Origin of the sequence: Bradyrhizobium guangdongense, from assembly GCF_006483445.1 — a bacterium.
In the GTDB taxonomy this organism is placed as follows: Bacteria; Pseudomonadota; Alphaproteobacteria; order Rhizobiales; family Xanthobacteraceae; genus Bradyrhizobium; species Bradyrhizobium guangdongense_A.
Map to the genome: position 1 here is coordinate 1 of NZ_PPPT01000189.1, position 22,739 is coordinate 22,739.

25 protein-coding genes and 1 riboswitch are annotated in these 22,739 nt (G+C 64.3%); of the genes, 15 read left to right on the forward strand and 10 right to left on the reverse strand.

The window, feature by feature from the left end:
- Positions 1-375 (reverse strand): GIY-YIG nuclease family protein (locus C2U70_RS25845; RefSeq protein ID WP_186294473.1); only part of this gene is annotated, 375 nt, incomplete at its 3' end.
- 250 nt (positions 376-625) lie between these two features.
- Between C2U70_RS25845 and C2U70_RS25850 the strand changes: the two genes are divergently transcribed.
- Positions 626-1,252 carry an outer membrane protein gene (locus tag C2U70_RS25850; protein ID WP_140981452.1) on the forward strand — a complete coding sequence of 209 codons (627 nt, stop codon included), beginning with the start codon at positions 626-628 and terminating at the stop codon, positions 1,250-1,252.
- Between the two features lie 69 nt (positions 1,253-1,321).
- Here the strand turns inward: C2U70_RS25850 and C2U70_RS25855 are convergent, their stop codons facing one another.
- From C2U70_RS25855 to C2U70_RS25870, 4 genes are all read right to left on the reverse strand, one after another.
- Positions 1,322-1,537 carry a cold-shock protein gene (locus C2U70_RS25855; RefSeq protein WP_027523068.1) on the reverse strand — a complete coding sequence of 72 codons (216 nt, stop codon included), beginning with the start codon at positions 1,535-1,537 and terminating at the stop codon, positions 1,322-1,324.
- A 253-nt stretch (positions 1,538-1,790) separates the two neighbouring features.
- On the reverse strand, positions 1,791-2,651 hold the full coding sequence (locus C2U70_RS25860) for a 23S rRNA (adenine(2030)-N(6))-methyltransferase RlmJ (protein WP_140981453.1): 861 nt from the start codon (positions 2,649-2,651) through the stop codon (positions 1,791-1,793).
- Positions 2,652-2,826: 175 nt separating this feature from the next.
- The gene (locus C2U70_RS25865; RefSeq protein WP_140981454.1) at positions 2,827-3,519 is read right to left on the reverse strand and encodes a ribonuclease T2 family protein; all 693 of its coding nucleotides are present in this window, start codon (positions 3,517-3,519) and stop codon (positions 2,827-2,829) included.
- 104 nt (positions 3,520-3,623) lie between these two features.
- The gene (locus C2U70_RS25870) at positions 3,624-4,088 is read right to left on the reverse strand and encodes a hypothetical protein (protein ID WP_140981455.1); all 465 of its coding nucleotides are present in this window, start codon (positions 4,086-4,088) and stop codon (positions 3,624-3,626) included.
- Positions 4,089-4,268: 180 nt separating this feature from the next.
- On the opposite strand from C2U70_RS25870, the gene C2U70_RS25875 reads away from it, so the two are divergent.
- Together C2U70_RS25875 and C2U70_RS25880 are read left to right on the forward strand one after the other, a co-directional pair.
- Complete coding sequence (locus tag C2U70_RS25875) at positions 4,269-4,562, forward strand: hypothetical protein (RefSeq protein WP_140981456.1); 294 nt, start codon at positions 4,269-4,271, stop codon at positions 4,560-4,562.
- A gap of 36 nt (positions 4,563-4,598) precedes the next feature.
- Positions 4,599-5,132, forward strand: a complete 534-nt coding sequence (locus tag C2U70_RS25880; RefSeq protein WP_140981457.1) for a DUF3617 domain-containing protein — start codon at positions 4,599-4,601, stop codon at positions 5,130-5,132.
- A 15-nt stretch (positions 5,133-5,147) separates the two neighbouring features.
- Here C2U70_RS25880 and C2U70_RS25885 read toward each other — a convergent pair whose 3' ends face one another.
- The 3 genes from C2U70_RS25885 to C2U70_RS25895 are packed head-to-tail and all read right to left on the reverse strand — an operon-like array spanning position 5,148 to position 7,825.
- Complete coding sequence (locus C2U70_RS25885; protein ID WP_140981458.1) at positions 5,148-6,536, reverse strand: ATP-binding protein; 1,389 nt, start codon at positions 6,534-6,536, stop codon at positions 5,148-5,150.
- 21 nt (positions 6,537-6,557) lie between these two features.
- A complete protein-coding gene (locus C2U70_RS25890; RefSeq protein ID WP_140981459.1) occupies positions 6,558-7,286 on the reverse strand; it encodes a response regulator in 729 nt (242 codons plus the stop codon).
- Entirely contained in the window at positions 7,283-7,825 is a 543-nt protein-coding gene (locus C2U70_RS25895) for a MarR family winged helix-turn-helix transcriptional regulator (RefSeq protein ID WP_140981460.1), read from the reverse strand. The genes C2U70_RS25890 and C2U70_RS25895 overlap by 4 nt, the downstream gene beginning before the upstream one ends.
- A 336-nt stretch (positions 7,826-8,161) precedes the next feature.
- On the opposite strand from C2U70_RS25895, the gene C2U70_RS25900 reads away from it, so the two are divergent.
- The 5 genes from C2U70_RS25900 to C2U70_RS25920 all read left to right on the forward strand — a co-directional run bounded on the left by C2U70_RS25900 (position 8,162) and on the right by C2U70_RS25920 (position 12,382).
- A complete protein-coding gene (locus tag C2U70_RS25900; RefSeq protein ID WP_140981461.1) occupies positions 8,162-9,244 on the forward strand; it encodes a branched-chain amino acid aminotransferase in 1,083 nt (360 codons plus the stop codon).
- A 185-nt stretch (positions 9,245-9,429) separates the two neighbouring features.
- Positions 9,430-9,966 carry a YegJ family protein gene (locus C2U70_RS25905; RefSeq protein ID WP_140981462.1) on the forward strand — a complete coding sequence of 179 codons (537 nt, stop codon included), beginning with the start codon at positions 9,430-9,432 and terminating at the stop codon, positions 9,964-9,966.
- A 144-nt stretch (positions 9,967-10,110) separates the two neighbouring features.
- Positions 10,111-11,499 (forward strand): histidine--tRNA ligase, encoded by a 1,389-nt coding sequence (hisS, locus tag C2U70_RS25910; protein ID WP_433960709.1) that lies wholly within the window; start codon positions 10,111-10,113, stop codon positions 11,497-11,499.
- 103 nt (positions 11,500-11,602) lie between these two features.
- On the forward strand, positions 11,603-11,806 hold the full coding sequence (locus tag C2U70_RS25915; protein WP_057741976.1) for a tautomerase family protein: 204 nt from the start codon (positions 11,603-11,605) through the stop codon (positions 11,804-11,806).
- 180 nt (positions 11,807-11,986) lie between these two features.
- Complete coding sequence (locus C2U70_RS25920; protein WP_140981464.1) at positions 11,987-12,382, forward strand: thioesterase family protein; 396 nt, start codon at positions 11,987-11,989, stop codon at positions 12,380-12,382.
- A gap of 118 nt (positions 12,383-12,500) precedes the next feature.
- Here C2U70_RS25920 and proC read toward each other — a convergent pair whose 3' ends face one another.
- Positions 12,501-13,328: a pyrroline-5-carboxylate reductase gene (proC, locus tag C2U70_RS25925; protein WP_140981465.1), complete on the reverse strand. Its 828-nt coding sequence runs from the start codon at positions 13,326-13,328 to the stop codon at positions 12,501-12,503.
- Positions 13,329-13,535: 207 nt separating this feature from the next.
- A complete protein-coding gene (locus C2U70_RS25930; protein ID WP_140981466.1) occupies positions 13,536-14,033 on the reverse strand; it encodes a YbjN domain-containing protein in 498 nt (165 codons plus the stop codon).
- 439 nt (positions 14,034-14,472) lie between these two features.
- Positions 14,473-14,647: riboswitch (FMN riboswitch) on the forward strand.
- A 76-nt stretch (positions 14,648-14,723) separates the two neighbouring features.
- On the opposite strand from C2U70_RS25930, the gene C2U70_RS25935 reads away from it, so the two are divergent.
- The 7 genes from C2U70_RS25935 (at position 14,724) to C2U70_RS25965 (ending at position 22,736) form a co-directional block, all read left to right on the forward strand.
- Complete coding sequence (locus tag C2U70_RS25935) at positions 14,724-15,290, forward strand: 6,7-dimethyl-8-ribityllumazine synthase (protein WP_140981467.1); 567 nt, start codon at positions 14,724-14,726, stop codon at positions 15,288-15,290.
- A gap of 101 nt (positions 15,291-15,391) precedes the next feature.
- Positions 15,392-16,597 (forward strand): MHYT domain-containing protein, encoded by a 1,206-nt coding sequence (locus C2U70_RS25940; RefSeq protein ID WP_140981468.1) that lies wholly within the window; start codon positions 15,392-15,394, stop codon positions 16,595-16,597.
- Between the two features lie 171 nt (positions 16,598-16,768).
- On the forward strand, positions 16,769-17,632 hold the full coding sequence (locus C2U70_RS25945) for an FAD binding domain-containing protein (RefSeq protein WP_140981469.1): 864 nt from the start codon (positions 16,769-16,771) through the stop codon (positions 17,630-17,632).
- A gap of 11 nt (positions 17,633-17,643) precedes the next feature.
- The gene (locus C2U70_RS25950) at positions 17,644-18,144 is read left to right on the forward strand and encodes a (2Fe-2S)-binding protein (protein WP_140981470.1); all 501 of its coding nucleotides are present in this window, start codon (positions 17,644-17,646) and stop codon (positions 18,142-18,144) included.
- Positions 18,141-20,561, forward strand: coding sequence for an aerobic carbon-monoxide dehydrogenase large subunit (locus C2U70_RS25955; RefSeq protein ID WP_140981471.1), 2,421 nt, complete (start codon positions 18,141-18,143; stop codon positions 20,559-20,561). Before C2U70_RS25950 ends, C2U70_RS25955 begins: the two co-directional genes overlap by 4 nt.
- Before the next feature lie 103 nt (positions 20,562-20,664).
- Complete coding sequence (locus C2U70_RS25960; RefSeq protein ID WP_140981472.1) at positions 20,665-21,531, forward strand: AAA family ATPase; 867 nt, start codon at positions 20,665-20,667, stop codon at positions 21,529-21,531.
- Positions 21,528-22,736 carry a vWA domain-containing protein gene (locus tag C2U70_RS25965; protein WP_140981473.1) on the forward strand — a complete coding sequence of 403 codons (1,209 nt, stop codon included), beginning with the start codon at positions 21,528-21,530 and terminating at the stop codon, positions 22,734-22,736. The genes C2U70_RS25960 and C2U70_RS25965 overlap by 4 nt, the downstream gene beginning before the upstream one ends.
- The last annotated feature ends 3 nt before the right edge of the window (positions 22,737-22,739 follow it).

The following is a 22,739-nucleotide window of genomic DNA, read 5'->3' on the forward strand; positions in this document are numbered from 1 at the left end:
CTCTCCAATTACGCGCGCCAGAGCGCACCGCAGCCGGCGCGCGTAATTGGAGAGGCGCTTTTTGACGTTCTTGGCCTTGCCGACATAGAGCACGTCGTTGTTCGCATTGAGCATGCGATAGACGCCGGCCGAGGTCGGCGCGAGCCGCACCGCGCGCTCGATCGCCTCGTGGCCGGTTGCGAGTGGCCCGTCGCCGATGGCGCCGGTCTCTTCCAGGATGTCGGGCAGCCGTCCCTCGTCGTCGTCCTCGCTGGATGCGGCCGCGGGATCGACGTCCGGCGGCGTCAGCCCCTCGGGCGGGGCGTCGAGCGCCGTGCCGCGGGCGGATTTCTCCGCAGGCAGAGGGGCCGGGTTGTCGGTGGAATCGTGGGCCATGGGACGAATTTAGGCGCTGGGGCCGCCGATTTGAAGTTCCGGCGGACATTGCATGCACATGCCGGCGCGCAGTTCCCGGTAACGCTTCCTTAAGACTGTTAAGTGCGCGGTAACCGCGCTTAACAAGCCTTTAACTTAAAACTCTCGATAAATCCTACGCGAAAAAGTCTTGGTTCCGTAACCATGCGTTCGGCTGCGCCTCCTGCGCGCGCCGCAACTGATGGTGCGGCAGTTGCGTGGGGAGTGTGCGATGAAGAGGTTCGTTTTGGGCGCTGCGGCCGTGATCGCCGCCGGCTGGACCGCTTCCGCTGGGGCCGCAGATATGAACTACGGACAGCGCGCGCCCTATACGGTCAACCAGCCGCTCAACGCCTATAGCTGGGCCGGTCCCTATATCGGCGGCAACATCGGTTATGCCTGGGGCTCGGTGAGCAACAACCCGACCAATCCGTCGGGCTTCGTCGGCGGTGTGCAGGCCGGCTACAATTTCCAGACCGGCCCCTGGGTGTTCGGCATTGAGGGCGACATCCAGGCTTCGGGTGCCGACGACACCTTTGCGCCGTGGAAGTTTTCCAACCCGTGGTTCGGCAACGTGCGCGGCCGCGCCGGCTACGCGCTCAACAATATCCTGGTCTACGGCACCGCCGGTCTCGCCTTCGGCAAGCTGAACGGACAGACCTTTTTTGGTGTGTCTGAATCCCACACCACCGCGGGCTGGACCGTCGGCGTCGGCGCCGAAGTCGGCCTGACGCAGAACTGGAGCGCAAAGCTCGAATATCTCTACATCGACCTGTCGACCAGTCAGTTCGCGATTACGGGCGTGTCAAACGGCTACAGCGCCAGCGTTGTGCGCGCAGGCGTGAACTATCGCTTCTGATAGTGAGAAGAAAATACCGGACCACAACCTCCCGGCCGCTCGCGGCCGGGATTTTTTTCGCGTCGGCGTCTAGGACAGGATGACCAGGTTCACCGCCTTGGGTCCCTTTCCCTTCTTGTCCGGCTCGACCTCGAATGTGATCCGCTGTCCTTCGGTGAGGTCCTTCAGTCCCGCCCGCTCGACCGCGGTGATGTGAACGAACACATCGCGACCGCCGTCATCAGGCTTGATGAAACCATAGCCGCGCTCGCCGTTGAAGAACTTGACCGTCCCCGTCATGGCCATCGGGTACTCCTCCCCCGCATTGCTCCCTCCGCCGCGACGCCGACCGCGTCTCGGCGCGACCGGACATTCACGAGCCCAAGAGCATGGCCATCCTTGAGCGGACTAATAGTCCGCCTGGATCCTTGTTCGGCCTTCACTCCGCCGCAACCATTCGCGGAAGCGGAACGCAAAGCCAGTCACGAGGCACAGCATAATACGGTTCTCTGCAGATTGACTACCGGTCCTGCATATTTTTCCCAAACATCGCTGGGCCTTATGGCTTCGGCACGTCGAGCCTGAAGCGTGCTGCACCGCCCTGACCGAGCGGCTTCTCGAGCTCGGGGAGGATTGTCTTCAGCTCGTTCTGCAACGTGTAGGGTGGGTTGACCATCAACAACCCGGTAGAGGTGAGTGGTGCACCGGCCGTTTGCGGTGCGACGCTGAACTCGAGCCGCAGGCACTTGCCGGGCGGTTTTGCGGCTGCTGCGGCGCGCGCCACGGTCTGCGCCAGGGTTTCGGCGCCGCGCCGGTTTTTCACCGGATACCAGATCACGTAGATGCCGGTCGGCCATTTGGCGAAGGCTTCCGCGAAGCTGTCGCCGAGCCGTTCGAATTCGTCCCTGGCCTCGAAGGGCGGGTCGATCAGCACGAGGCCGCGGCGTTCCTTCGGCGGCACGTAGGCGGTCAGTGCCATCCAGCCGTCGAGATCGACCACGCGGGCCTGCGTGTCGCGGCGCAGCGCGCCGATCAGGGCCTTGCGCGCATTGGGCTCGATCTCGCAGGCAACGAGGCGATCCTGCGGCCGCAAGAGGCCGCGCGCGATCAACGGCGATCCCGGATAGGTCTTGAGTTCGCCGGGTTGATTGAAGGCGCGGACAATGTCGAGATACGGCTTGATCAGCGCGATGGTCTCGTTGGTAAAGCGCGCCTGCATGATGCGCGCGATCCCGCTCAGCCACTCGCCGCTGCGCGTCGCCTCCTCGCTTTCGAGATCGTAAAGGCCGGCACCGGCATGGGTGTCGATGACGCGGAAGGCGGCCGGCTTGTCCTGCAGATAGGTCAGGATGCGCGCCAGTACGATGTGCTTGATGACATCGGCAAAATTGCCGGCATGGAAGGCGTGACGGTAGTTCATGACGGACAGTTACGACATCACGAGATGAAAGCAACTGCTGTCATTCCGGGGCGTCCGAAGCACGAAATCCGATGCGCAATTGCGCATCGGAGAATCCATCTAGCCGCATTGCAGGTGGCGAAATGGATTCCGGGTTCGGTGCTTGCGCACCGCCCCGGAATGACGTCACTCCAGTCTACCCACCGCGGATCGGCGGCATCGTCACCTGGTCACGGCGACAGGCGCGGCGGTCGAGTTCCTCGCAGGCCCGGAATTGCAGGTCCTTGCTCATGCAGATGCGCACTTCCGACAGGCGTGTGCGGTTGCAAGTGACGGAGATCGCAGCACTGCTCAGGCCCGGATTGGCCTTGACGAAGGCCTCCTCGATATCGGCAGGCGCGAGGGTCTTGGCCTGCGACAGGTCGAGAAAATCAGCCGGAATCTTCACCACGGCGCGCGCCTTGCGGATCGCCTCGAAGTAATTCCGCTCCGACAGCCCGGAGCAGGTGCCGTGCTTGTCCCATTCATTGAAGATCAGGCCCGGCGCCGGCATCAGATCGAGCATCGAGGAGACGATGTTGCGGTTCAGCCGCGGGGCCGGTCGCTGGCAGTATTCCGGAAAGCCGTTCTCATATTGCGGCCACAGCCCGTGCACCACGAAGGCGAACGGCCGCCCGCTGCACTGGATCTGGGAGCGCCCGCCGCGCTCGGCGTTCTCTTCGCAGAACGAGGGCGACCAGGACAGCGACAGCACATAGAAGTCGAACTCGCCGGGCGCGTTTTGCCGCTTGTCCTGGGCCGTCGCCGGATTGGCGAGCATGGACAGGCCGGCGGACAGGAGCAGCGAGATCAGGAAGCAGGAGAGCGAATGCAATCGGGAATGAAACATGACGACGCCCCTCAACTAGACTGTGCACATGAGCCTAGCAGGCGATGAGAACATTTCAAGAACAAAATTGAAGCTCGTCCGAACGGAGCGAGCAACAACCCGAATCAGGGTTTTGCCGCCCGGCAGGCCGGATTGTAGGCCCAGTTGCGGTCGAGCCCGACCACGCACCATTCGACGCCCTGGCCGAAGCCGGCGAAGCCGCCGTCCTCGATGATCGAGAAGTGCACAGTGCGGATCTTGCCGTCAGTGAGCATGGCCTGCCCGGTGCAGTAGCGCCGCGGGATATTGTCGGACTGCCAGGGCCGGAAGGCGATCTCGCGGACGGCGGAGAAGCCGGTGATCTTCAACGAGGAATTCCAGAATGAGCTTTCCTTGTCCCAGAACTGGGTCGCGATCGTCGGCAGCGCCTTGTCGCAATCGCCAACCCGGCCGTCATAGCGCGGGCCGCTCAGCCAGAAATTCATCTCCAGCGGATTGGCGGCCCTGGCCTCGCCAAGGGACAGCGCGCCGAACAGAAGACCGAGCACCGCGGCAAAGCGGAATGTTTTCAGGGAGGTGAGGGCGCGCATGGGCAATCCGGGAAGCATGGCTGCAAGCGTTGGACCGTGCCGCGAAGGTCAGGGCGGGTCAAGTGCAACGCGGCAACACTTGGCGACGACTTGGATGCAATGTCGCATCTTCGGGCCTGGCGTTCTTTTCTCCGTCCTTCGGGCACCGTAAACTAGGTTCAACGAGATGGAGTGACGGGAATGCGAATCATTGCGGCTGCGGGCCTGGTTGCCCTTGGTGTTCTGGCAGGCGGAGCCGCTCGCGCGGACATCCTTCCGGTGCCGCCTTTCAAGGGCAACGACACCGGCGGCATCATCGCCTATTCGATGGCGACCCAGGTCGATGCGCGGCAGGTCGCGGTCGATCATTGCGCGCGTTACGGCAAGGTCGTGAAGTTTCTCGCCGTGCAGCCCTACGACGGCGGCTACATCTCGTTCTCCTGCCGCTGGGTGCCGTATGGCGCCGCCGACCGGCCGATCCGTACGCTCTATTGATCCGCAACTGAGCTCGAAATGCCGGGAGCTTGGCGCATGACGCGACAGCCTCTTGTTTTCTATGTATCCCTCCTGCTGGCGATCGTTGCGACGTCCAGCGCGCAGGCCGTCGACATGCCCGTGCGCAAGGCGGGCCTGTGGGAGATGAAGATGGTCAGGGCCGGCTCTCCGATGCCCGAGATGACCATGCAGCACTGCACCGACGAGACCGTGGACAAGGAGATGAACAACAACATCTCCCCGGTCACGAAGCAGGTCTGCTCCAAGCAGGACATCCAGAAGACCGCGACCGGCTATGTCACCGATTCCGTCTGCAACGTCGCCGGCATGACCACGACGACGCATGCCGACATCACCGGCGATTTCAACTCCGCCTACACGGTGAAGAGCACCGCGCATGTGCAGGGCGGGCCGGCGGGTGCTGCGGGCCGCGATTCCACCACGACGATCGAAGCCAAATGGCTGGGTGCCTGCAAGCCGGATCAGAAGCCCGGCGACATCGTGATGCCCGGCGGCTTCAAGATGAACGTCCGCGACGCCGACAAGCTTAAGAATCTGCTGCCGAAGTAGGCGGCCAACCCGCCATCACACCGGTATCCGTACCGCCGCACGCAATCCGCCCATCGGACTGTCGCCGAGCGTGATGTCGCCGCCATGCGAGCGCGCGATGTCGCGCGCGATGGCAAGGCCAAGGCCGGTGCCGCCTTCGTCCTGGTTGCGCGCATTGTCCAGCCGCAAAAACGGCTTGAACACTTCTTCGCGCATGTTAGCGGGAATGCCCGGGCCGTCATCGTCGACGGTGACGGTGAGATAGCGGTGATCACGCTGGCCGGTGATCGCAATCGTCTTGCCGTGACGCGCCGCGTTGGAGACGAGGTTGGCGAGGCAGCGCTTGAACGAGGCCGGCTTCACCGTCACCACCGGCAAGCCCTGGAAGGCAACGGTTGCCGCATGCCCGTGGCGTTCGGCATCGCTGCGCAATTCTTCCAGCGCCTGTGCCATGTCGGTCGGCTGCGCCTGCTCGCCGGTATCGCCGCGCGCGAACGCGAGGTAATCCTCGAGCATCATCGACATCTCGTCGACGTCCTTGCGCATGCCCTCGAGCTCGGGGCTGTCACCGATCAGCGCGAGTTCGAGCTTGAAGCGGGTGAGGATGGTACGCAGATCGTGGCTGACGCCCGCGAGCATCGCGGTACGCTGCTCGATCGAACGCTCGACGCGCGATTTCATCTCGAGGAAGGCCTGCGCCGCGCGCCGAACCTCACGGGCACCGCGCGGACGAAAATTCGGCGCCTCGCGGCCCTTGCCAAAGCTTTCCGCGGCGTCCGCGAGCCGCAGGATCGGCTTGATCTGATTGCGCAGGAACAGCACCGCGACGATCAGCAGGATCGACGATGTTCCGACCATCCAGAACAGGAAGATCTCCGAGTTCGAGGCATAGGCAGCACCGCGCTGTGCGAAAATCCGCATCACGGCGTCGTCGAGCTGGATGCGGATCTCGACCAGGTTGGAGCGGCCGACGGTGTCGATCCAGAACGGACGCCCGATCTGTCGTCCGAGCTGCACCGACAGCGTCTGGTCGAGCAGCGAGAAGAACGGTTTTGGCCCCGGCGGCGGCATGTCGCCCGCTGGCAGGAAGTCGACGACGAGGCCGAGGCGCTGCTGCGCGATGCGGCGGATCAGGTCGCGGTCCTTGTCCTGCGGATAGCCCTTGTAGACGTCGATCAGTGCCGCGACGTCCTGCACGACGGCGGCCGACAGGCGGCGCGTCACCGTGTTCCAGTGCCGCTCCATGAACACGAAGGCGACGACCGATTGCAAAATCACCATCGGCACGATCATGATCAGCAGCGCGCGGGCATAGAGGCCGGTCGGCATCCAGCTCTTGAACGCGTTGCCCATCCAGCCATTGACGGCGGAGACGCGGCCCGCCGCGCTCTTGAGAAGCGTCAGGCCGGTATCAATCGTGCTCATCGGTTGGGCTTCATTGCTGGCTTACGGCGCGGCCACCAGCCGGTAGCCGATGCCGCGCACCGCCTGCAGGAACAACGGGTTGGTCGGATCGCGCTCGATCTTGCGCCGCAGGCGGTTGATCTGCACGTCGACCGCGCGCTCGTTGACGCTGCCATTGCCGGTCAGCGCGCTGCGCGGCACGGTCTCGCCCGGCGCCTCGCTCAGGATGCGCAGCATCTCGCGCTCGCGGTCGGTGAGGTGGACGACCTCCTCGCCCTCGCGCAATTCGCCGCGATCGAGATGAAATACGTAGGGACCAAAGGCGATCTTCTCGACGGTTGCGGTTTGCGGCGGCGCGGCGCGCTTGAGGATGTTGTTGATGCGCAGCGCCAGTTCGCGCGGCTCGAACGGCTTTGCGACATAGTCATCGGCCCCGATCTGCAGGCCCTCGATGCGTGCTTCTGCCTCGTGCCGCGCCGTCAGCATCACGATCGGGACCGAGGACGATTTGCGGATGAAGCGGGCGAGGTCGAAGCCGGTCTCGCCGGGCATCATGACGTCGAGGATCAGCAGGTCGAAATGCAGGCCCGTGAGCTTTGCACGGGCGTCGCCTGCGCTCGCCGCCGTCGTCACGCGGTAGCCTTCGGCGCACAGGAAGCGGGACAAGAGATCGCGGATGCGGCGGTCGTCGTCGACGAGCAGGAGATGTGGTGCGTCGTCGGCCGGGCGCGGCGGCGTGCGGGCGAGGGTGGCGGCAAGCGTCACGGTCACTCCTTCGTGCTTGAATGGCCGGACGCGAAGATGGTCTGCAGCACCTTGTCCGGATCGTCGCGGTCGATCATGGCGAGCAGAAAGCGCTTCACGGTTTCGGCATCGTCCTGGCTCATCTCGGCGAGCGCGTTGGTGATGCGGGTGGTCTGCAAGCCAGCGAGCTTCTGCACCAGCGCCTCACCCTTGGGCGTTGCGTAGAGCAGGCGCTGGCGGCGGTCGTTGTCGCCGGTCTTCTGGATGATGTAGCCCTCATCGAGCAATTGCTTGAGCACGCGCCCGAGCGACTGCTTGGTGATGCGCAGGACATCCAGGAGGTCGGCGACCTTCAGGCCGGGGTAGCGGAAGACGAAATGCATGACGCGGTGATGGGCCCTGCCGAAGCCGAATGCCTCCAGCTCCTGGTCGGGATCGCCGACGAAGTCGCGATAGGCGAAGAACAGCAGCTCTATGATATCCCAGCGCAAATTGCCTCCATCGGCGGCGGCCGGCTTGGCGTCGGCGGCTTCATAAGAGGGAGTCGCGAAATTTATGTCAGGCATATTGACGTATCTTGGGTTCAATGTTACAAAACGATCGACCCGGACGAAATATTAGATCGCTTCGTCGCGGGTGTCGTTATCGAAGATGGCCGGGAAGTGCCGGACAGCCGGCGCTGGCCAGATTGATCTACCGTGCGATTGTCGAGCGGCATTTCGGCAAAACATACTGGACTTCCGCCTTCGGCAAAAGCATGTCCTCCGCGACATGCTGGCCATGGAAACCGGCCTTAACAAGGCTGGCGTCGAGGCTAGTCCAGACCTATCAAGCCGACAGCCCCGAAAGAGGCAGGCCGGCGCGCAGATACCGCGCCGATTCCGAAGCGGGAGGGAAGGGAAATGAGTTTGAAATTTGAGATACAGCCGGCGGCCAACCCGACCTCCGAGAAGGACCGCGTCGCCAAGCTCGTGGATCCCGGCTTCGGACGGGTCTTCACCGATCACATGGCCGTGGTCCGCTACAATCAGACCAAGGGCGGCTGGTATGAGGCCCGCGTCGAGGCGCGCGCCAACTTCCAGATCGATCCGGCCGGCGCCGTCCTGCACTACGCGCAGGAAATTTTTGAAGGCCTCAAGGCCTACAAGCGCGACGACGGCGGCGTGAACCTGTTCCGCCCCGACGCCAATGCGCGGCGCTTCAAGGATTCCGCCGACCGCATGGCGATGGCGCAGCTGCCCGAAGACGTCTTCATCGAGGCGGTCGAGCAGGTCGTGCGCATCGATCGCGCCTGGATACCGGGCGGCGAGGGCAGCCTTTATCTTCGCCCCTTCATGATCGCGAGCGAGACCTTCCTCGGCGTGAAGCCGTCGTCCGAGTATATTTTTGCGGTCATCGCGTCTCCGGTCGGCTCCTACTTCAAGGGCGGACCCGCGCCGGTCTCGATCTGGGTGTCCGAGAACTACACGCGCGCCGCGATCGGCGGCACCGGCGCCGTCAAATGCGGCGGCAACTATGCCGCGAGCCTCCGAGCGCAGGCCGAAGCCATCCAACACGGCTGCGATCAGGTCGTGTTCCTCGACGCGGTCGAACGCCGCTACATCGAGGAGCTCGGCGGCATGAACGTGTTCTTCGTGTTCGACGACGGATCGCTCTCGACGCCGCCGCTCGGCACGATCCTGCCTGGCATCACCCGCGACTCCATCATTGCGCTCGCCCGCGACGCCGGCAAGACCGTGCGCGAGGAGCCCTATTCGCTCGACCAGTGGCGCAAGGATGCGGCCAGCGGCAGGCTGAAGGAAGCGTTTGCCTGCGGCACCGCCGCCGTGATCTCGCCGATCGGCAAGGTGCGCTCGGTGAGCGGCGACTTCGAGATCAGTGGCGGCGTGGCTGGCCCCGTCGCCGTGGGCCTGCGCAAGCAGCTCGTCGACATCCAGTACGGCCGCACCAACGATCCACACAACTGGATCCGGAAGGTGATCTGATATCCCGTGTCCCGGCCGCAGAGCCGGGACCCATCTTGCCGCGGATAGACCCCGGATCAGCAGCGCACCACGCCGAAGAGCGGCGCGTTGCGCAGCATCCGGGGAACGCCAACCGCTATCCATGAACGCACCGCCGCGACCCCGCGACAAAGCCGGAAGACATCGCAGCCTCCGGACATTGCGCCATGGCCCTCACACCAACCCAGCCCCTGAAATGGGTCATCCTCGCCGCCGTCACCGGCATCACCGTGTTCGGCATCTTGACCATCGGGCCCAAGCCGGAGGTCGAGGCGCAGGACCACTCGCAAGACCGCTCGCCCGTGATCGACGTCCGCACGGCGGATGCGGAAATGAACGCCGCGATCGCCCGCGCCCGCGCGATGCTGCCGACTTTCTGGGCCTCCTTCGACGCGCCCAAGGGAACGGAGACCGGGCACTCGCTCAAGGTGCGCTTTCCGACTCGCAACGGTGCCGAGCACATCTGGATGGCCGATCTGAAAAAGCTCCCGAACGGGGCCTATTCGGCGCGCTTCGCCAACCGGCCGCGCGATCTGCCGGGCAAGCGGGAAGGTGACCTGGCCGAGTTCAGGGACGCCGACATTTCGGACTGGATGTTCACGCGCAACGACAAGATCGTCGGTGGCGAGACCATCAAGCCGCTGCTCAAATCCATGCCGAAAGCGGACGCCGACGCCCTCAGGGCGCGGATGGAGCAGCCGTAAGGTCAGCCAACAGTTGCCGCCTCGCGCGTCGGCTGGTAAACGCCGCGCATGGCCGAAAAACCCAAAAAACCCCAGAAATTGAAGGCGCGCCTGCCGCGCGGGCTCGAGGATCGCGATCCCGTCGCGATCCGGGCGACGCGCGAGATGGTCGAGAAAATCCGCGCCGTCTACGAGCTCTACGGCTTCGAGCCCGTGGAGACGCCGGCGATGGAATATACCGACGCGCTCGGCAAATTCCTGCCCGACCAGGACCGTCCCAACGAGGGCGTGTTCTCGTTCCAGGACGACGACGAGCAATGGATATCGCTGCGCTACGATCTGACCGCGCCGCTCGCGCGCTATGTCGGCGAGCGATACGGGACCGATGGTCTGGTCTTGCCCTATCGCAGCTACCGCGTCGGCTATGTTTTCCGCAACGAGAAGCCCGGCCCCGGCCGCTTCCGCCAGTTCATGCAGTTCGATGCGGATACGGTGGGCACGGCGACGCCGGCTGCCGATGCCGAAATCTGCATGATGGCAGCGGATACGATGGAGGCGCTCGGCATCGCGCGCGGCCAGTACGTCGTGAAGGTGAACAACCGCAAGGTCCTTGACGGCGTGCGCGATGCGCTGGGCATCGCGGATGACGGTCAGTGGCTCACGATCATGCGCGCGATCGATAAGCTCGATCGTCTCGGCGTCGGTGGTGTCAGGCAACTGCTCGGTGAAGGCCGCAAGGACGAGTCCGGCGATTTCACCAAGGGCGCCGGCCTAAAGGAGGACGACATCGCGCTCGTTCTCTCCGCCATCGAGCAGAACAAGGACGCCCCGATCGATCCGCGCCTCAGCGCCAGCGCGATCGGCCAGCAGGGGCGCGACGAACTCGATCAGATCAGCAAGCTCGTCGCAGCCGCAGGCTACGGCGAAGACCGCATCAAGATCGATCCCTCCGTCGTGCGCGGCCTCGAATATTACACCGGCCCCGTCTACGAGGTTGAACTGCTGCTCGACACCAAGGACGAGAAGGGCCGCCCGGTGCGCTTCGGCTCGGTTGGTGGTGGCGGCCGCTACGACGGTCTCGTCTCGCGCTTCCGTGGTGAGCTCGTGCCGGCGACCGGTTTCTCGATCGGCGTGTCGCGCCTCCAGGCCGCGCTGACGCTGCTTGGCAAGCTCGACACCAAGCCCGAATTCGGTCCCGTCGTCGTGACCGTGTTCGACCGCGACCGCGTCGCCGATTATCAAAAGATGGTCACGACGCTGCGGACATCAGGCATCCGCGCTGAGCTCTATCTCGGCAATCCCAAGAACATGGGCAATCAGCTCAAATATGCCGACCGCCGCAACGCGCCCTGCGTCATCATCCAGGGTTCTGATGAAAAGACGCGCGGCGAGGTGCAGATCAAGGATTTGATCGAGGGCGCCAAGGCCGCAGCCGCCATCGCCTCCAACCAGGAATGGCGCGAGACGCGGCCCGCGCAGTTCTCCTGCAGCGAAGCCGACCTCGTCGCCAAGGTGCGCGAGGTGCTGGCACGCCATGACGTGAGCTGGGGTTAGCTATTCCCGCAAGGCGTCATGCCCGGGCTTGTCCCGGGCATTCTCGTCCTGTTTGATAGCGCCGTCATAAATGGCCGGCGTTCGGCCGCAAGGGAGAAAAAAGATGCCTGAGATCACCGTCAGCATGGCCGAGGGCCGCACCGACGAACAAAAGGCCGGTATGATGCGCGACATCACCCAGGCGCTGGTGAAGAATCTCGGCGTCGATGCCGAAGCCGTCGTCATCCAGATCAACGAAGCCCCGCTCCGTCACAAGATGAAGGGTGGCAAGACCTTTGTGGAGCGCGCGGCAGCGGCGAAGAAGTAGGCGCAGACGCGGCGGCTGACACCGATGTCGTCCTGGCGAAAGCCAGGACCCATTACCCCAGGGAACGGTTGTGGCACGACGCTGGTGACCGCGAGTCTTCGCCAAACTACTCCCTGGGGTAATGGGTCCTGGATCAGCGCTCACTTCGTTCGCTTGTCCAGGACGACGAGGTAAAGAACCATGGACGCACGCGAATTCATCAAGATCGGCATGAGTGCGGAACGCACCCTCGTGGTGCCGAAGGAGCGCACGGTCGGGCACTTCGTGCCGGGCATGCCCATGGTCTACGCGACGCCGATGATGATCCTGGAAATGGAGATGACATCGGGCGACGCCATCCGCGCGGCGCTGCAATCCGGCTGGGTCACCGTCGGCACCGAGGTCGACATCCGTCATCTCGCCGCAGCGCTCGTCGGCGCTACGGTGCGCACCACGGCAAAGGTGGTCGCGGTCGAGCGCCGTGTCATCCGCTTCGAGGTCGAGGCCTTCGAAGGCACGCGCAAGCTCGGCGAAGGCCGCCACGCACGGGGCCTCGTCAATGTCGAGATGTTCAACAAGCGATTGGGCGCGACGTAGCCACGCACTCGGAAATCGTAGGGTGGGCAAAGCGAAGCGTGCCCACCGCTTCTGCTGCAATCGTTGAGAGATGGTGGGCACGGCGCAAATGCGCCTTTGCCCACCCTACGGCATCTCGTTATTTGGCCAGTTCTTTCGACCGCTTCGTCGCCGCCGCGATCGCGCGGATCATCAAGTCGCGCAAGCCTGGCTCGCCCATCAGCACGCCGAGCGCCGCGGCCGTGGTGCCGCCAGGCGAGGTGACGTTCTCGCGGAGCTTGCTCGACGGAAGATCCGACTGATGCAGCAGTTCGCCTGAGCCCGCGACCGTCTCGCGTGCGAGTTTTGTTGCGAGCGCTTCGGGCAGGCCGGCTTCCACGCCGGCGCGCGCGAGCTCTTCGGCGAGCAGGAAGATATAGGCGGGACCCGAACCCGAGACCGCCGTCACGGCATCCATGAGGCCTTCGTCCTCAACCCATTCGACAGAGCCGGTGGCGCGCAGCAGCGCATCGGCGACCGCGCGCTGCTTCGCGCTGACATTGCTGGCGGCGACCGCAACGGTGATGCCGCGGCCGATCGCGGCCGGCGTGTTCGGCATCGCGCGCACCACTGCGCCGCCGCAGACGTCCTGGAGCGCGGCAATGGTCGTGCCCGCCATGATCGAAACCACGGCCGTCGAGTCCGAGACGAACGACTTCAATTTCGCCCCGGCCTCGCGGAACATCTGTGGCTTCACCGCGACGATCATCGTCTCGACCGTCCCCGCACTTGTTACGTCCGGATTGAGCGCGACGCCCTTTGCGGCCAGCGCGCTGATCTCTGGCGACAGATACGGCTCGACAACAGCGACGCGGCGCGGGTCGAGCCCGCCCGCGAGCCATCCGGTCAGCATCGCGCCGCCCATCTTGCCCGCGCCGGCGAGGAGGATGGTGCCGGTGATGTTTTTGAGAGTGCTGTCGTTCGCCATTGTCGCCGCCACATACTCGGTGTCGTCCTGGCGAAGGCCAGGACCCATTACCCCGAGTGGTTCTAGTGGATGGAGGGCAGAGCAACAAGCATCGCGCAATGCAGAGACATCACGCGGTATGGGTCCTGGATCTGCGCTCCGCTTTGGTCAACGCTACGCGTTGGCCAAAGCTGCGCTTGTCCAGGACGACGTTGGAGGCGGGAAGCCTTACGCTTCCCCCATCGTATCGAACATCGCGGCGTCCATCGCTTCCGCGGTGCTCTTGCCCGCCCAGACCACGAATTGCAGCGCCGGGTAGTAGCGTTCGCAGGCGTGGATGGCGCCGTTGAGCATGCTCTCGCATTGCGCCGTCGAGGCGGTGAGGCCGCCCGGCAGCACCAGCGCCTGCCGATGCATGATCATGCCGGTGTGGGTCCAGAGATCGAAATGCCCGATCCACAACTGCTCATTGACCGCTGCGACCAGGCGCTGTACCTCCGGCCGGCGCGCGACGGGAATCTTCATGTCGAAGGCGCAGGCCAGATGCAGCGCCTCGATCTCGCCCATCCACGTGAAGGAGAGCTGATAGTCCGTCCACTGCCCGCGAGAGATGATCGTCAACTCGTCTTCGGAACGTTCGAACGGCCAGTTGTTGCTGGCGGCAATGTCCTCGACCACCGTCAACGGGTGGCTCCGGGAATCGCTAGTGCTTTCGAGCAGGGACATGCCGTCTCGACCTCTTGCCTTCTTGTTGTCTTGATACGCACACGGTTGGCCCGGCGCGCGCTCTCCTCGTCGCGACGCGATCCCCTCGGAGTCGCCGTTGCGATCTCCTCGGAGTCGTTTCGGCGATCCCCTCGGATCAGCGCGGGCTGTCGGGGATCAACTGATGTGATTTGCGGAATCAGCGCAACTGGGTCGCGAGTCCGTCCACAAGCCATGTCCGGCTCGTCCACAGCTCATCGCAGTCATAATTATTAATTTGAGAACAAACCGGAATCGGATTGAGCGGCCCGATGCAATCGTTAATGGCTCGAAAATTCCGTTCCATGGGGCCAGATCGCCCCTCTCCGCATGGTCCCATGCGATTTCCCCATGCGCAAGCCGCTTGCTGCCCCGGCCTGCCGGCGGCATAGTTCCGCTCAGGTCGTTCATTCCGAACGGCCGATGTTCTCAGGGCGGGGTGAAAGTCCCCACCGGCGGTAAGGGTCGATAAGGCCCAAGCCCGCGAGCGCCTTCTCAAAGGGAATTTCCCCAAAGGAATTTCTCAAAGGGAAGGGTCAGCAGATTCGGTGCAACTCCGAAGCCGACGGTCACAGTCCGGATGAAAGAGAACGGTCGCTAGCTGTCCGCATCTGCTGATGCGGCTGTTTGTCGTTCCGTGTGCCCTGATTCTGGTCCTTAAGAAGGAAAGCCATGAATCAGATGTTGCAAGACCCAGACGTCCAAACCTCCCAGCAAACCCAGCCGCCGCCGGTTCCGCCTGAACCGCCGCCGATGCCTGAGCATCCACACTTCGCCAAGCCGCAGCGGGTCGCCTTCGTCGAGGCGTGCTGGCACCATGATGTCGTTCAGGAGGCGCGCTTTGCCTTCCTGAAGGAGGCCGAGGCACGGCACCTGACCCATGTCGACGTGTTCCAGGTGCCCGGCTCGTTCGAGATCCCGCTGCACGCGCAGATCCTGGCCAAGACGCGGCGCTACACTGCGATCGTCGCGGCCGGCCTCGTGGTCGACGGCGGTATCTACCGTCACGAGTTCGTCGCCGACACCGTCATCAAGGCGCTGATGGACGTGCAGCTCCGCACCGAGGTGCCGATCTTCTCGGCGGTGCTGACACCGCAGCAATTCCATGAGACCGAGGTGCACTACGACTTCTTCCGCAGGCACTTTGCGATCAAGGGCGTCGAGGTCGCGGAAGCCTGCGCCAACACGCTGCTCGGCCTGGAGCGGCTGCGCGGTCAGGTCGCAGCCGGAATTGTGTAAGGAGGCGTTCACACGCCGCTGATTGTCAATCCCGCCGCCGCGTTGATAAACTCGGCGGCGGGAGGAGGCCGGGCCGTGGACACGGACCGGTCGGCAAGACCATGTTCGAAGGACACGATCCCTATCTCGTTGCGCTCTCGGTGGCGATTGCGAGTCTGGGTGGCTATACCGGCTTTGCGCTTGCGGCTCGCATCCGCAATACGCCCGGCGTCAGCAACCGCGTGCTGCTCGCGGGGGCTGCGGCGTTTCTGGCCGTCGGCATCTGGACCATGCATTTCGTCGGCATGCTGGCCGCACCACTGCCGCCGGACACCGTCTACCTGATCCTGCCCACCATCATCTCGTTCCTGATCTGCGCGCTGGTGGTCGGCATCTCGCTCTTCTTCGTGTCGATCGGCGAACCCTCGCTGAAGCGGGTGGCGTCCTCGGCCGTGCTGCTCGGCGCCGGCATCGTCAGCATGCATTATGTCGGGATCCACGGCCTGTCCGGGCCCTTTGCCATCGAGCATGACGGATCGATGATCCTGCTCTCGGTGCTGGTCGCGATCGTCACCGCCTATGGCGGCTTGCGTGCGTTTCTCGCGCAGCAGGAGGGCCTGCGCCTGATCGTGAGCTCGATCGCCTTCGGCGTTGCGGTCTCCGGCATGCACTACACCGCGATGCACGGCATGCATTTCGTGCCGCTGACAGGACAAGTCCATCACCATCTCGGCGGCAGTCTCGCCGCGTCGCAGCAAATCCTTTCCATCGTCGTGGCCTTGCTGTGCTTCGTGATCGCAGCGGGCTTCTTGCTCTCGCTGGTTCCCGATCCGCGACGGCAGACGCTGGTGCCGGCGATGGCGGGTGCGCCTGTTGTCCCGGACATGCTGGCCGAGCAGCTGGTTCCGCAAGCTGCGGTGTCACCGCGGCCGGTGCCGGCCCCGCTCGGTGGCATTGGCCAGCCGCCGCGCGCGCCACCCGTTCCGCGCCTGCCGGTCGAAGGCGCCGACGGCACGCACTTTATAGATACGGCCGATGTCCGCAGCGTCCGCGCCGACGCCCACTACACGCGGGTCCATGACGGCACCCGCGAGCGGATGTGCCCGTGGTCGATCTCGGAAGCCGAGGCGCAGCTCGATCCCTCCCTGTTCATCCGGGTGCACCGCAGCCACATCGTCGCCATCCCCCATGTCGCCCTGGTCCGGAAAGAAGGCGACGGCGCCATCCTCGAGCTCGACGGCCCATCGCCGCACCGCGTGCCGGTGAGCCGCGCCAAGATCGCCGAGGTCAAGGCGAGGTTGGGCCTCGCCAACCGGCGGCACGCCTAAGCTCATCCCGCCATAGGTCGTCTCCCCTGACGCAGTTCGTGCGTTCAGGGCCGCATTTCGTGCGAAATCCGCTGTTCCGTGCCCGAGCGATTGCGGGCCGTCCGATCACAGCGCCACCGTTCTCTCAACGTCCGCGCTGTCACGCGAAAGGACGATTGTAGGGAGGAACCGATGATCCCGGGATCATTCAGCTATCACCGGCCGGCGAGTGTTGCCGACGCCGTCAAACTCCTGTCCGACCTTGGCGAAGACGCACGGCCGCTGGCCGGCGGGCACAGCCTGGTGCCGATGATGAAGCTGCGGCTGGCGAGCCCGGCCCATCTGGTCGACCTGCACGGCATCACCGGACTGAAGGGCATCAGCCGCAACGGCAACAACCTCGTCATCGGCGCGATGACCACCCAGCATGATCTGCTGGCCTCCGAGGACGTCGCCAAATCCGTTCCGATCCTGCATGAGGCGGCGCTGCTGATCGCCGATCCGCAGGTGCGCTACCGCGGCACGATCGGCGGCAACGTCGCCAATGGCGATCCCGGCAACGACATGCCGGCCCTGATGATGACGCTCGGCGCGAGCTACCGCCTCGAAGGCGCCAGTGGTGCCCGCGATGTCGCGGCGGCGGATTTCTATCAGGGCGCCTATTTCACCGCGCTCGAGCCCGGCGAGATCCTGACCTCAGTCTCTGTGCCCGTACCCGCCGCCGGCCATGGCTACGCCTACGAAAAACTCAAGCGCAAGGTCGGTGACTACGCCACCGCCGCTGCGGCGGTCGTCCTCACCATGTCCGGCGGCAAGGTTGCGACTTGCGCGATCGGGCTCACCAATGTCCACGAGACCCCGCTTCTTGCTGCCGACGCCGCCACGGCCGTAGTCGGCACCAGCCTCGATCCGGCCACGCTGAAGAAGGCGGCCGCGGCAGCCGAAGCGATCATGGCGCCGGCGGCGGATGCCCGCGGCCCCGTCGAATACCGAAAGCATGTCGGCGGCATCATGGTGACACGCGCACTGCAGCGCGCCGCCGCGAACGCGAAATAAGGGAGGGATTGATGGCGAAGACACATGTGACGATGATGGTGAACGGCGCCGAGGTCGAAGGCCTCGTCGAGCCGCGCACGCTTCTGGTGCATTTCATCCGCGAAAACCTCGGGATGACCGGCACCCATATCGGCTGCGAGACCACCCATTGCGGTGCCTGCACCGTCGATATCGACGGCATGTCGGTAAAGTCCTGCACCATGTTCGCGGTGCAGGCCAATGGCAGCGACATCATCACCGTCGAAGGCATGGCCAATGCCGACGGCACGCTGTCCGCCCTGCAGGAAGGCTTTCGCATGATGCACGGCCTGCAGTGCGGCTTCTGCACGCCCGGCATGATCATGCGCGCGCACCGGCTGCTGAAGGAAAATCCCTCGCCGAGCGAGCCGGAGATCCGCATGGGCATCTCCGGCAACATCTGCCGCTGCACCGGTTACCAGAACATCGTCAAAGCCATCCAATACGCCGCCGCCAAGATCAACGGTGTGGAATTCCAGGAGGCCGCAGAATGAATGACCTCACTCCCACGCGGGAACAACGCACCGCTGCACTCGAAGGCATGGGCTGCAAGCGCAAGCGCGTCGAGGACATCCGCTTCACGCAAGGCAAGGGCAATTACGTCGACGACGTGAAATTGCCGGGCATGCTGCATGGCGACTTCGTCCGCTCGCCGCATCCGCATGCGCGCGTCAAGAAGATCGACGACACCGAGGCGCTGAAAGTGCCCGGCGTGCTCGCGGTCATCACCGCCGAGACGCTGAAGACCGTCAATCTTGCCTGGATGCCGACCTTGGCCGGCGACGTGCAGATGGTTTTGGCCGACGGCAAGGTGCTGTTCCAGAACCAGGAAGTCGCCTTCGTCGTCGCGACCGACCGCTATGCCGCCGATGACGGCATCAACAAGGTCGTGGTCGAGTACGAGCCGCTGCCGCCGCTGGTCGATCCCTTCAAGTCGATGGACGCGAATGCGCCCGTGCTGCGCGAAGACCTCGCCGGTAAGACCACGGGCGCGCACGGCCCGCGCAAGCACCACAATCACATCTTTGAGTGGACCGTGGGCGACAAGGATCTCACCGACGCGGCCTTCAGGAAGGCCGAGGTCTCGATCAAGGAGATGATCTCCTATCATCGCACCCACCCGTCGCCGCTGGAGACGTGCCAATGCGTCTGCTCCTTCGACAAGATCAAGGGCGAGCTGACGATCTACGGCACGTTCCAGGCGCCGCATGTGATCCGAACCGTGGTGTCGCTGATCGCAAAGCTGCCGGAGCAGAAGATCCACGTCATCGCGCCCGATATCGGCGGCGGTTTTGGCAACAAGGTCGGCGCCTATCCCGGCTATATCTGTGCGGCGGTCGCCTCCATCGTCACCGGCAAGCCGGTGAAATGGGTCGAGGACCGCATCGAGAATTTGACTGCGACCTCGTTCGCGCGCGACTATCACATGACCACCGAGATCGCCGCGACCAAGGACGGCAAGGTCACAGGCCTACGCGTGCACGTGCTCGCCGACCACGGCGCGTTCGACGCCTGCGCCGACCCGTCAAAATGGCCGGCCGGCTTCTTCAACATCGTCACGGGGTCCTACGACTTCCCGACCGCCCATCTGGCGGTGGACGGCGTCTACACCAACAAGGCGCCGGGTGGCGTCGCCTACCGCTGCTCGTTCCGCGTTACGGAAGCGGCCTACTGCATCGAGCGCGCCATGGACATCCTCGCGCAGAAGCTGAACATGGATCCGGCCGAGCTGCGGCTGAAGAATTTCATCAAGCCGGAGCAGTTCCCGTATCACTCGGCGCTGGGCTGGGAGTACGACTCGGGCGACTACCACACCGCCATGCGCAAGATGATGGAGACGACCGGCTACGCCGCCCTTCGGAAAGAGCAGGCGGAGAAGCGTGCAGCGTTTGCGCGCGGCGAGACCCGCGAGATCATGGGGCTCGGCGTCTCCTTCTTCACCGAGATCGTCGGCGCCGGTCCGTCGAAGAACTGCGACATCCTCGGTATTGCCATGTTCGACTCCTGCGAGATCCGCATGCATCCGACCGGTGCGGGCATCGCGCGCATGGGTACCAAGAGCCAGGGTCAGGGTCACGAAACCACCTGGGCCCAGATCATCGCGACCGAGATCGGCATTCCCGCCGACAACATCATGGTCGAGGAGGGCAACACCGACACCGCGCCTTACGGGCTCGGCACCTACGGCTCGCGCTCCACGCCGGTGGCAGGTGCCGCAATCGCCATGGCCGCGCGAAAGATCAAGGCCAAGGCGCAGATGATCGCGGCCTACAAGCTCGAGGTTCACGAGGACGATCTCGAATTCGACATCGACGGTTTCCGGGTGAAGGGTCTGCCGGAAAAATTCATGTCGATGAAGGATATCTGCTGGGCGGCGTATAATTCCGTGCCGCCGGGCATGGAGCCCGGACTGGAGGCGGTGAGCTATTACGATCCGCCCAACATGACATATCCTTTTGGTGCCTATCTCTGCGTGATGGACATCGACGTCGATACCGGCGTTTACAAGGTCCGGCGCTTCTACGCGCTCGATGATTGCGGTACCCGCATCAACCCGATGATCATCGAGGGCCAGGTGCATGGCGGCCTCACCGAAGCCTTCGCGATCGCTATGGGCCAGGAGATCCGCTACGACGACACCGGCAACGTCGTCACCGGCTCGTTCATGGACTTCTTCATGCCGACCGCGGTCGAGACGCCGCATTGGGAGACCGACTTCACCGTCACCCCGTCGCCGCATCACCCGATCGGCGCCAAGGGCGTCGGCGAGAGCCCGAATGTCGGCGGCGTGCCGGCGTTCTCCAATGCCGTCAACGATGCGTTCTCGTTCCTGGGGTCCAAGCACATCCAGATGCCGCATGACTACTGGCGCAACTGGAAGGCGGCGAAGGCGCTCGGAGCGATCGCGTAGTGTTGTCATTGCGAGGAGCGAAGCGACGAAGCAATCCAGACTGCCTCCGCGGGAGCATTGCTGGATTGCTTCGCTTCGCTCGCAATGACGGAGGAGTGCGGAGATGAAAGGCCGTGACGAGATCGCAAAAGCCCTGGCCGCATCCGGCTACATTGCGGATGCGGACCTCGCGACGGCGATCTCGCTGATGCAACTCCTGCGGCGTCCGCTCTTGCTGGAAGGCGAGGCGGGAGTCGGAAAGACGGAGGTGGCGAAGGCACTTTCGAAAGTGCACGCGACTGAACTGATCCGCCTGCAATGCTATGAAGGGCTTGACCAGTCCTCGGCGCTCTACGAATGGAACTACCAGCGGCAATTGCTCGCGATCCAGGCCCATCGCGGCGTCGACAGCATCGAGGACCAGATCTTTTCCGAGAAGTACCTGCTCGAGCGCCCCTTGCTCGCTGCCATCAGGCGCGCGCAGGCGCCGGTGCTGCTGATCGACGAGATCGACCGTGCTGACGACGAGTTCGAAGCGTTTCTGCTGGAACTCCTCTCCGACTTCCAGGTCTCGATCCCCGAGCTCGGCACCATCCCCGCGATATCAATTCCGCATGTGGTGCTGACCTCGAACGGCACGCGCGAACTGTCCGACGCTTTGCGCCGGCGCTGCCTCTATCACTATGTCGACTATCCCGACGTCGATCGCGAGGCGCGCATCATCCTGGCGCGGATCGCTGGCGCGAGCCCGTCGCTGTCGCTCCAGATTGCGCGCATGGTCGAAGGTGTCCGCAAGGAGGAGCTGCGAAAAGTCCCCGGCGTGGCGGAGACGCTGGATTGGGCCGCCGCGCTGGTTGGGCTCGACATAAGCAATCTCCAGGACGCACCGGAGACAGTGCACGAGACGCTGATCTGCCTGCTCAAGACCCATGAGGACCGTGCCCGCGTGACACCCGAAGTGACGCAGCGCCTGCTGGGGAGGGTCGCATGAGCTGCTGCGGCTCCAGCCCCGGCTATGACGACCTCAACGAGGTCTCGCGCCTCGTCTCCGCGCGGCTCGCAGCTTTCCTGCGCACACTGCGCGATGCCGGTTTTCGGGTTGGGCTCGCCGAAGGGCAGGACGCAGCGGCGCTGATGGCTGGAGGCTACGCGGCGCGGCCGAGCCTGCTGCGTGCGGCGTTCAAGCATCTGTTCTCGGCGCGCAAATCCGACTGGGACAAGTTTGACGGCCTGTTCGACGCATTCTGGATGGGAAAGCGCGTGCGCTCGCGATCCCGGACGATAGGATCGAGCAGCAATGCCAATAGCCCGTCGTTGAAGGGAATGCAGGAGGTGCGGGCAGAGCAGGGCGGTGCGCAATCCGCGACTGATCAGGTTCCGACCTCGGACGATGCTCCGGAGGGCCACGGCGGCGAAGGGCGCATGGAAGGCGCCTCGCGCGCCGAAAATCTCGCCGAGGTCGACTTCCGAAAGCTCGCCGATCCCGATCAGGTCGCGCAGGCCCATGAGGCGGCGGCGCATCTGGCAAGGATCATGCGGACGCGGCTGACGCGGCGGGACCTCGCGCGGCGGCGGGGCTACCGGCTCGATCTCCGCCGGACCATCCATCGCAACATCAGCCATGGCGGTGTACCGATCAGGCTCGTCAAGCGGCAGCGCAAGGAGAAGCCGCTGCGGCTGATCGTGCTGCTCGATGCGTCCGGCTCGATGAGCCTGTACACGTCGGTGTTCCTGCGCTTCATCCACGGCGTGCTCGATGAGTTTCACGAGGCCGAGGCATTCCTGTTCCACACACGGCTTGCCTACGTCTCGGATGCGCTGAAAGAGAAGGACGCAGGTCGCGCGCTCGACCGCCTCTCGATCATGGCGCAGGGCGCGGGCGGCGGCACAAAGATCGGCGAGAGCTTGCAAAGCTTCAATCGCTGGCATGCCGCCCGCGTCATCCATTCGCGCAGCTGCGTGATGATCGTATCCGACGGTTATGAGACCGGGGATGCCGAATTGCTCGGCCGCGAGATGGCCGCGCTGCACCGGCGTTGTCGCCGCATCGTCTGGCTCAATCCGATGATGGCGTGGGACGGCTACGCGCCAGAAGCGAAGGGCATCAAGGCCGCGCTGCCGCATGTCGATCTCTATGCGCCCGCCAATACGTTGAACAGCCTGCGCGCGCTCGAACCCTATCTGGCAAAACTCTGAGGA

What these genes read in the sequence shown, in the direction of transcription:
- C2U70_RS25850 (WP_140981452.1), top strand. Translation starts at nt 626, where the DNA reads ATGAAGAGGTTCGTTTTGGGCGCTGCGGCCGTGATCGCCGCCGGCTGG.
- C2U70_RS25855 (WP_027523068.1), bottom strand. Translation starts at nt 1,537, where the DNA reads ATGGCCATGACGGGGACGGTCAAGTTCTTCAACGGCGAGCGCGGCTAT.
- C2U70_RS25860 (WP_140981453.1), bottom strand. Translation starts at nt 2,651, where the DNA reads ATGAACTACCGTCACGCCTTCCATGCCGGCAATTTTGCCGATGTCATC.
- C2U70_RS25865 (WP_140981454.1), bottom strand. Translation starts at nt 3,519, where the DNA reads ATGTTTCATTCCCGATTGCATTCGCTCTCCTGCTTCCTGATCTCGCTG.
- C2U70_RS25870 (WP_140981455.1), bottom strand. Translation starts at nt 4,088, where the DNA reads ATGCGCGCCCTCACCTCCCTGAAAACATTCCGCTTTGCCGCGGTGCTC.
- C2U70_RS25875 (WP_140981456.1), top strand. Translation starts at nt 4,269, where the DNA reads ATGCGAATCATTGCGGCTGCGGGCCTGGTTGCCCTTGGTGTTCTGGCA.
- C2U70_RS25880 (WP_140981457.1), top strand. Translation starts at nt 4,599, where the DNA reads ATGACGCGACAGCCTCTTGTTTTCTATGTATCCCTCCTGCTGGCGATC.
- C2U70_RS25885 (WP_140981458.1), bottom strand. Translation starts at nt 6,536, where the DNA reads ATGAGCACGATTGATACCGGCCTGACGCTTCTCAAGAGCGCGGCGGGC.
- C2U70_RS25895 (WP_140981460.1), bottom strand. Translation starts at nt 7,825, where the DNA reads ATGCCTGACATAAATTTCGCGACTCCCTCTTATGAAGCCGCCGACGCC.
- C2U70_RS25900 (WP_140981461.1), top strand. Translation starts at nt 8,162, where the DNA reads ATGAGTTTGAAATTTGAGATACAGCCGGCGGCCAACCCGACCTCCGAG.
- C2U70_RS25905 (WP_140981462.1), top strand. Translation starts at nt 9,430, where the DNA reads ATGGCCCTCACACCAACCCAGCCCCTGAAATGGGTCATCCTCGCCGCC.
- hisS (WP_433960709.1), top strand. Translation starts at nt 10,111, where the DNA reads ATGGTCGAGAAAATCCGCGCCGTCTACGAGCTCTACGGCTTCGAGCCC.
- C2U70_RS25915 (WP_057741976.1), top strand. Translation starts at nt 11,603, where the DNA reads ATGCCTGAGATCACCGTCAGCATGGCCGAGGGCCGCACCGACGAACAA.
- C2U70_RS25920 (WP_140981464.1), top strand. Translation starts at nt 11,987, where the DNA reads ATGGACGCACGCGAATTCATCAAGATCGGCATGAGTGCGGAACGCACC.
- proC (WP_140981465.1), bottom strand. Translation starts at nt 13,328, where the DNA reads ATGGCGAACGACAGCACTCTCAAAAACATCACCGGCACCATCCTCCTC.
- C2U70_RS25930 (WP_140981466.1), bottom strand. Translation starts at nt 14,033, where the DNA reads ATGTCCCTGCTCGAAAGCACTAGCGATTCCCGGAGCCACCCGTTGACG.
- C2U70_RS25935 (WP_140981467.1), top strand. Translation starts at nt 14,724, where the DNA reads ATGAATCAGATGTTGCAAGACCCAGACGTCCAAACCTCCCAGCAAACC.
- C2U70_RS25940 (WP_140981468.1), top strand. Translation starts at nt 15,392, where the DNA reads ATGTTCGAAGGACACGATCCCTATCTCGTTGCGCTCTCGGTGGCGATT.
- C2U70_RS25945 (WP_140981469.1), top strand. Translation starts at nt 16,769, where the DNA reads ATGATCCCGGGATCATTCAGCTATCACCGGCCGGCGAGTGTTGCCGAC.
- C2U70_RS25950 (WP_140981470.1), top strand. Translation starts at nt 17,644, where the DNA reads ATGGCGAAGACACATGTGACGATGATGGTGAACGGCGCCGAGGTCGAA.
- C2U70_RS25955 (WP_140981471.1), top strand. Translation starts at nt 18,141, where the DNA reads ATGAATGACCTCACTCCCACGCGGGAACAACGCACCGCTGCACTCGAA.
- C2U70_RS25960 (WP_140981472.1), top strand. Translation starts at nt 20,665, where the DNA reads ATGAAAGGCCGTGACGAGATCGCAAAAGCCCTGGCCGCATCCGGCTAC.
- C2U70_RS25965 (WP_140981473.1), top strand. Translation starts at nt 21,528, where the DNA reads ATGAGCTGCTGCGGCTCCAGCCCCGGCTATGACGACCTCAACGAGGTC.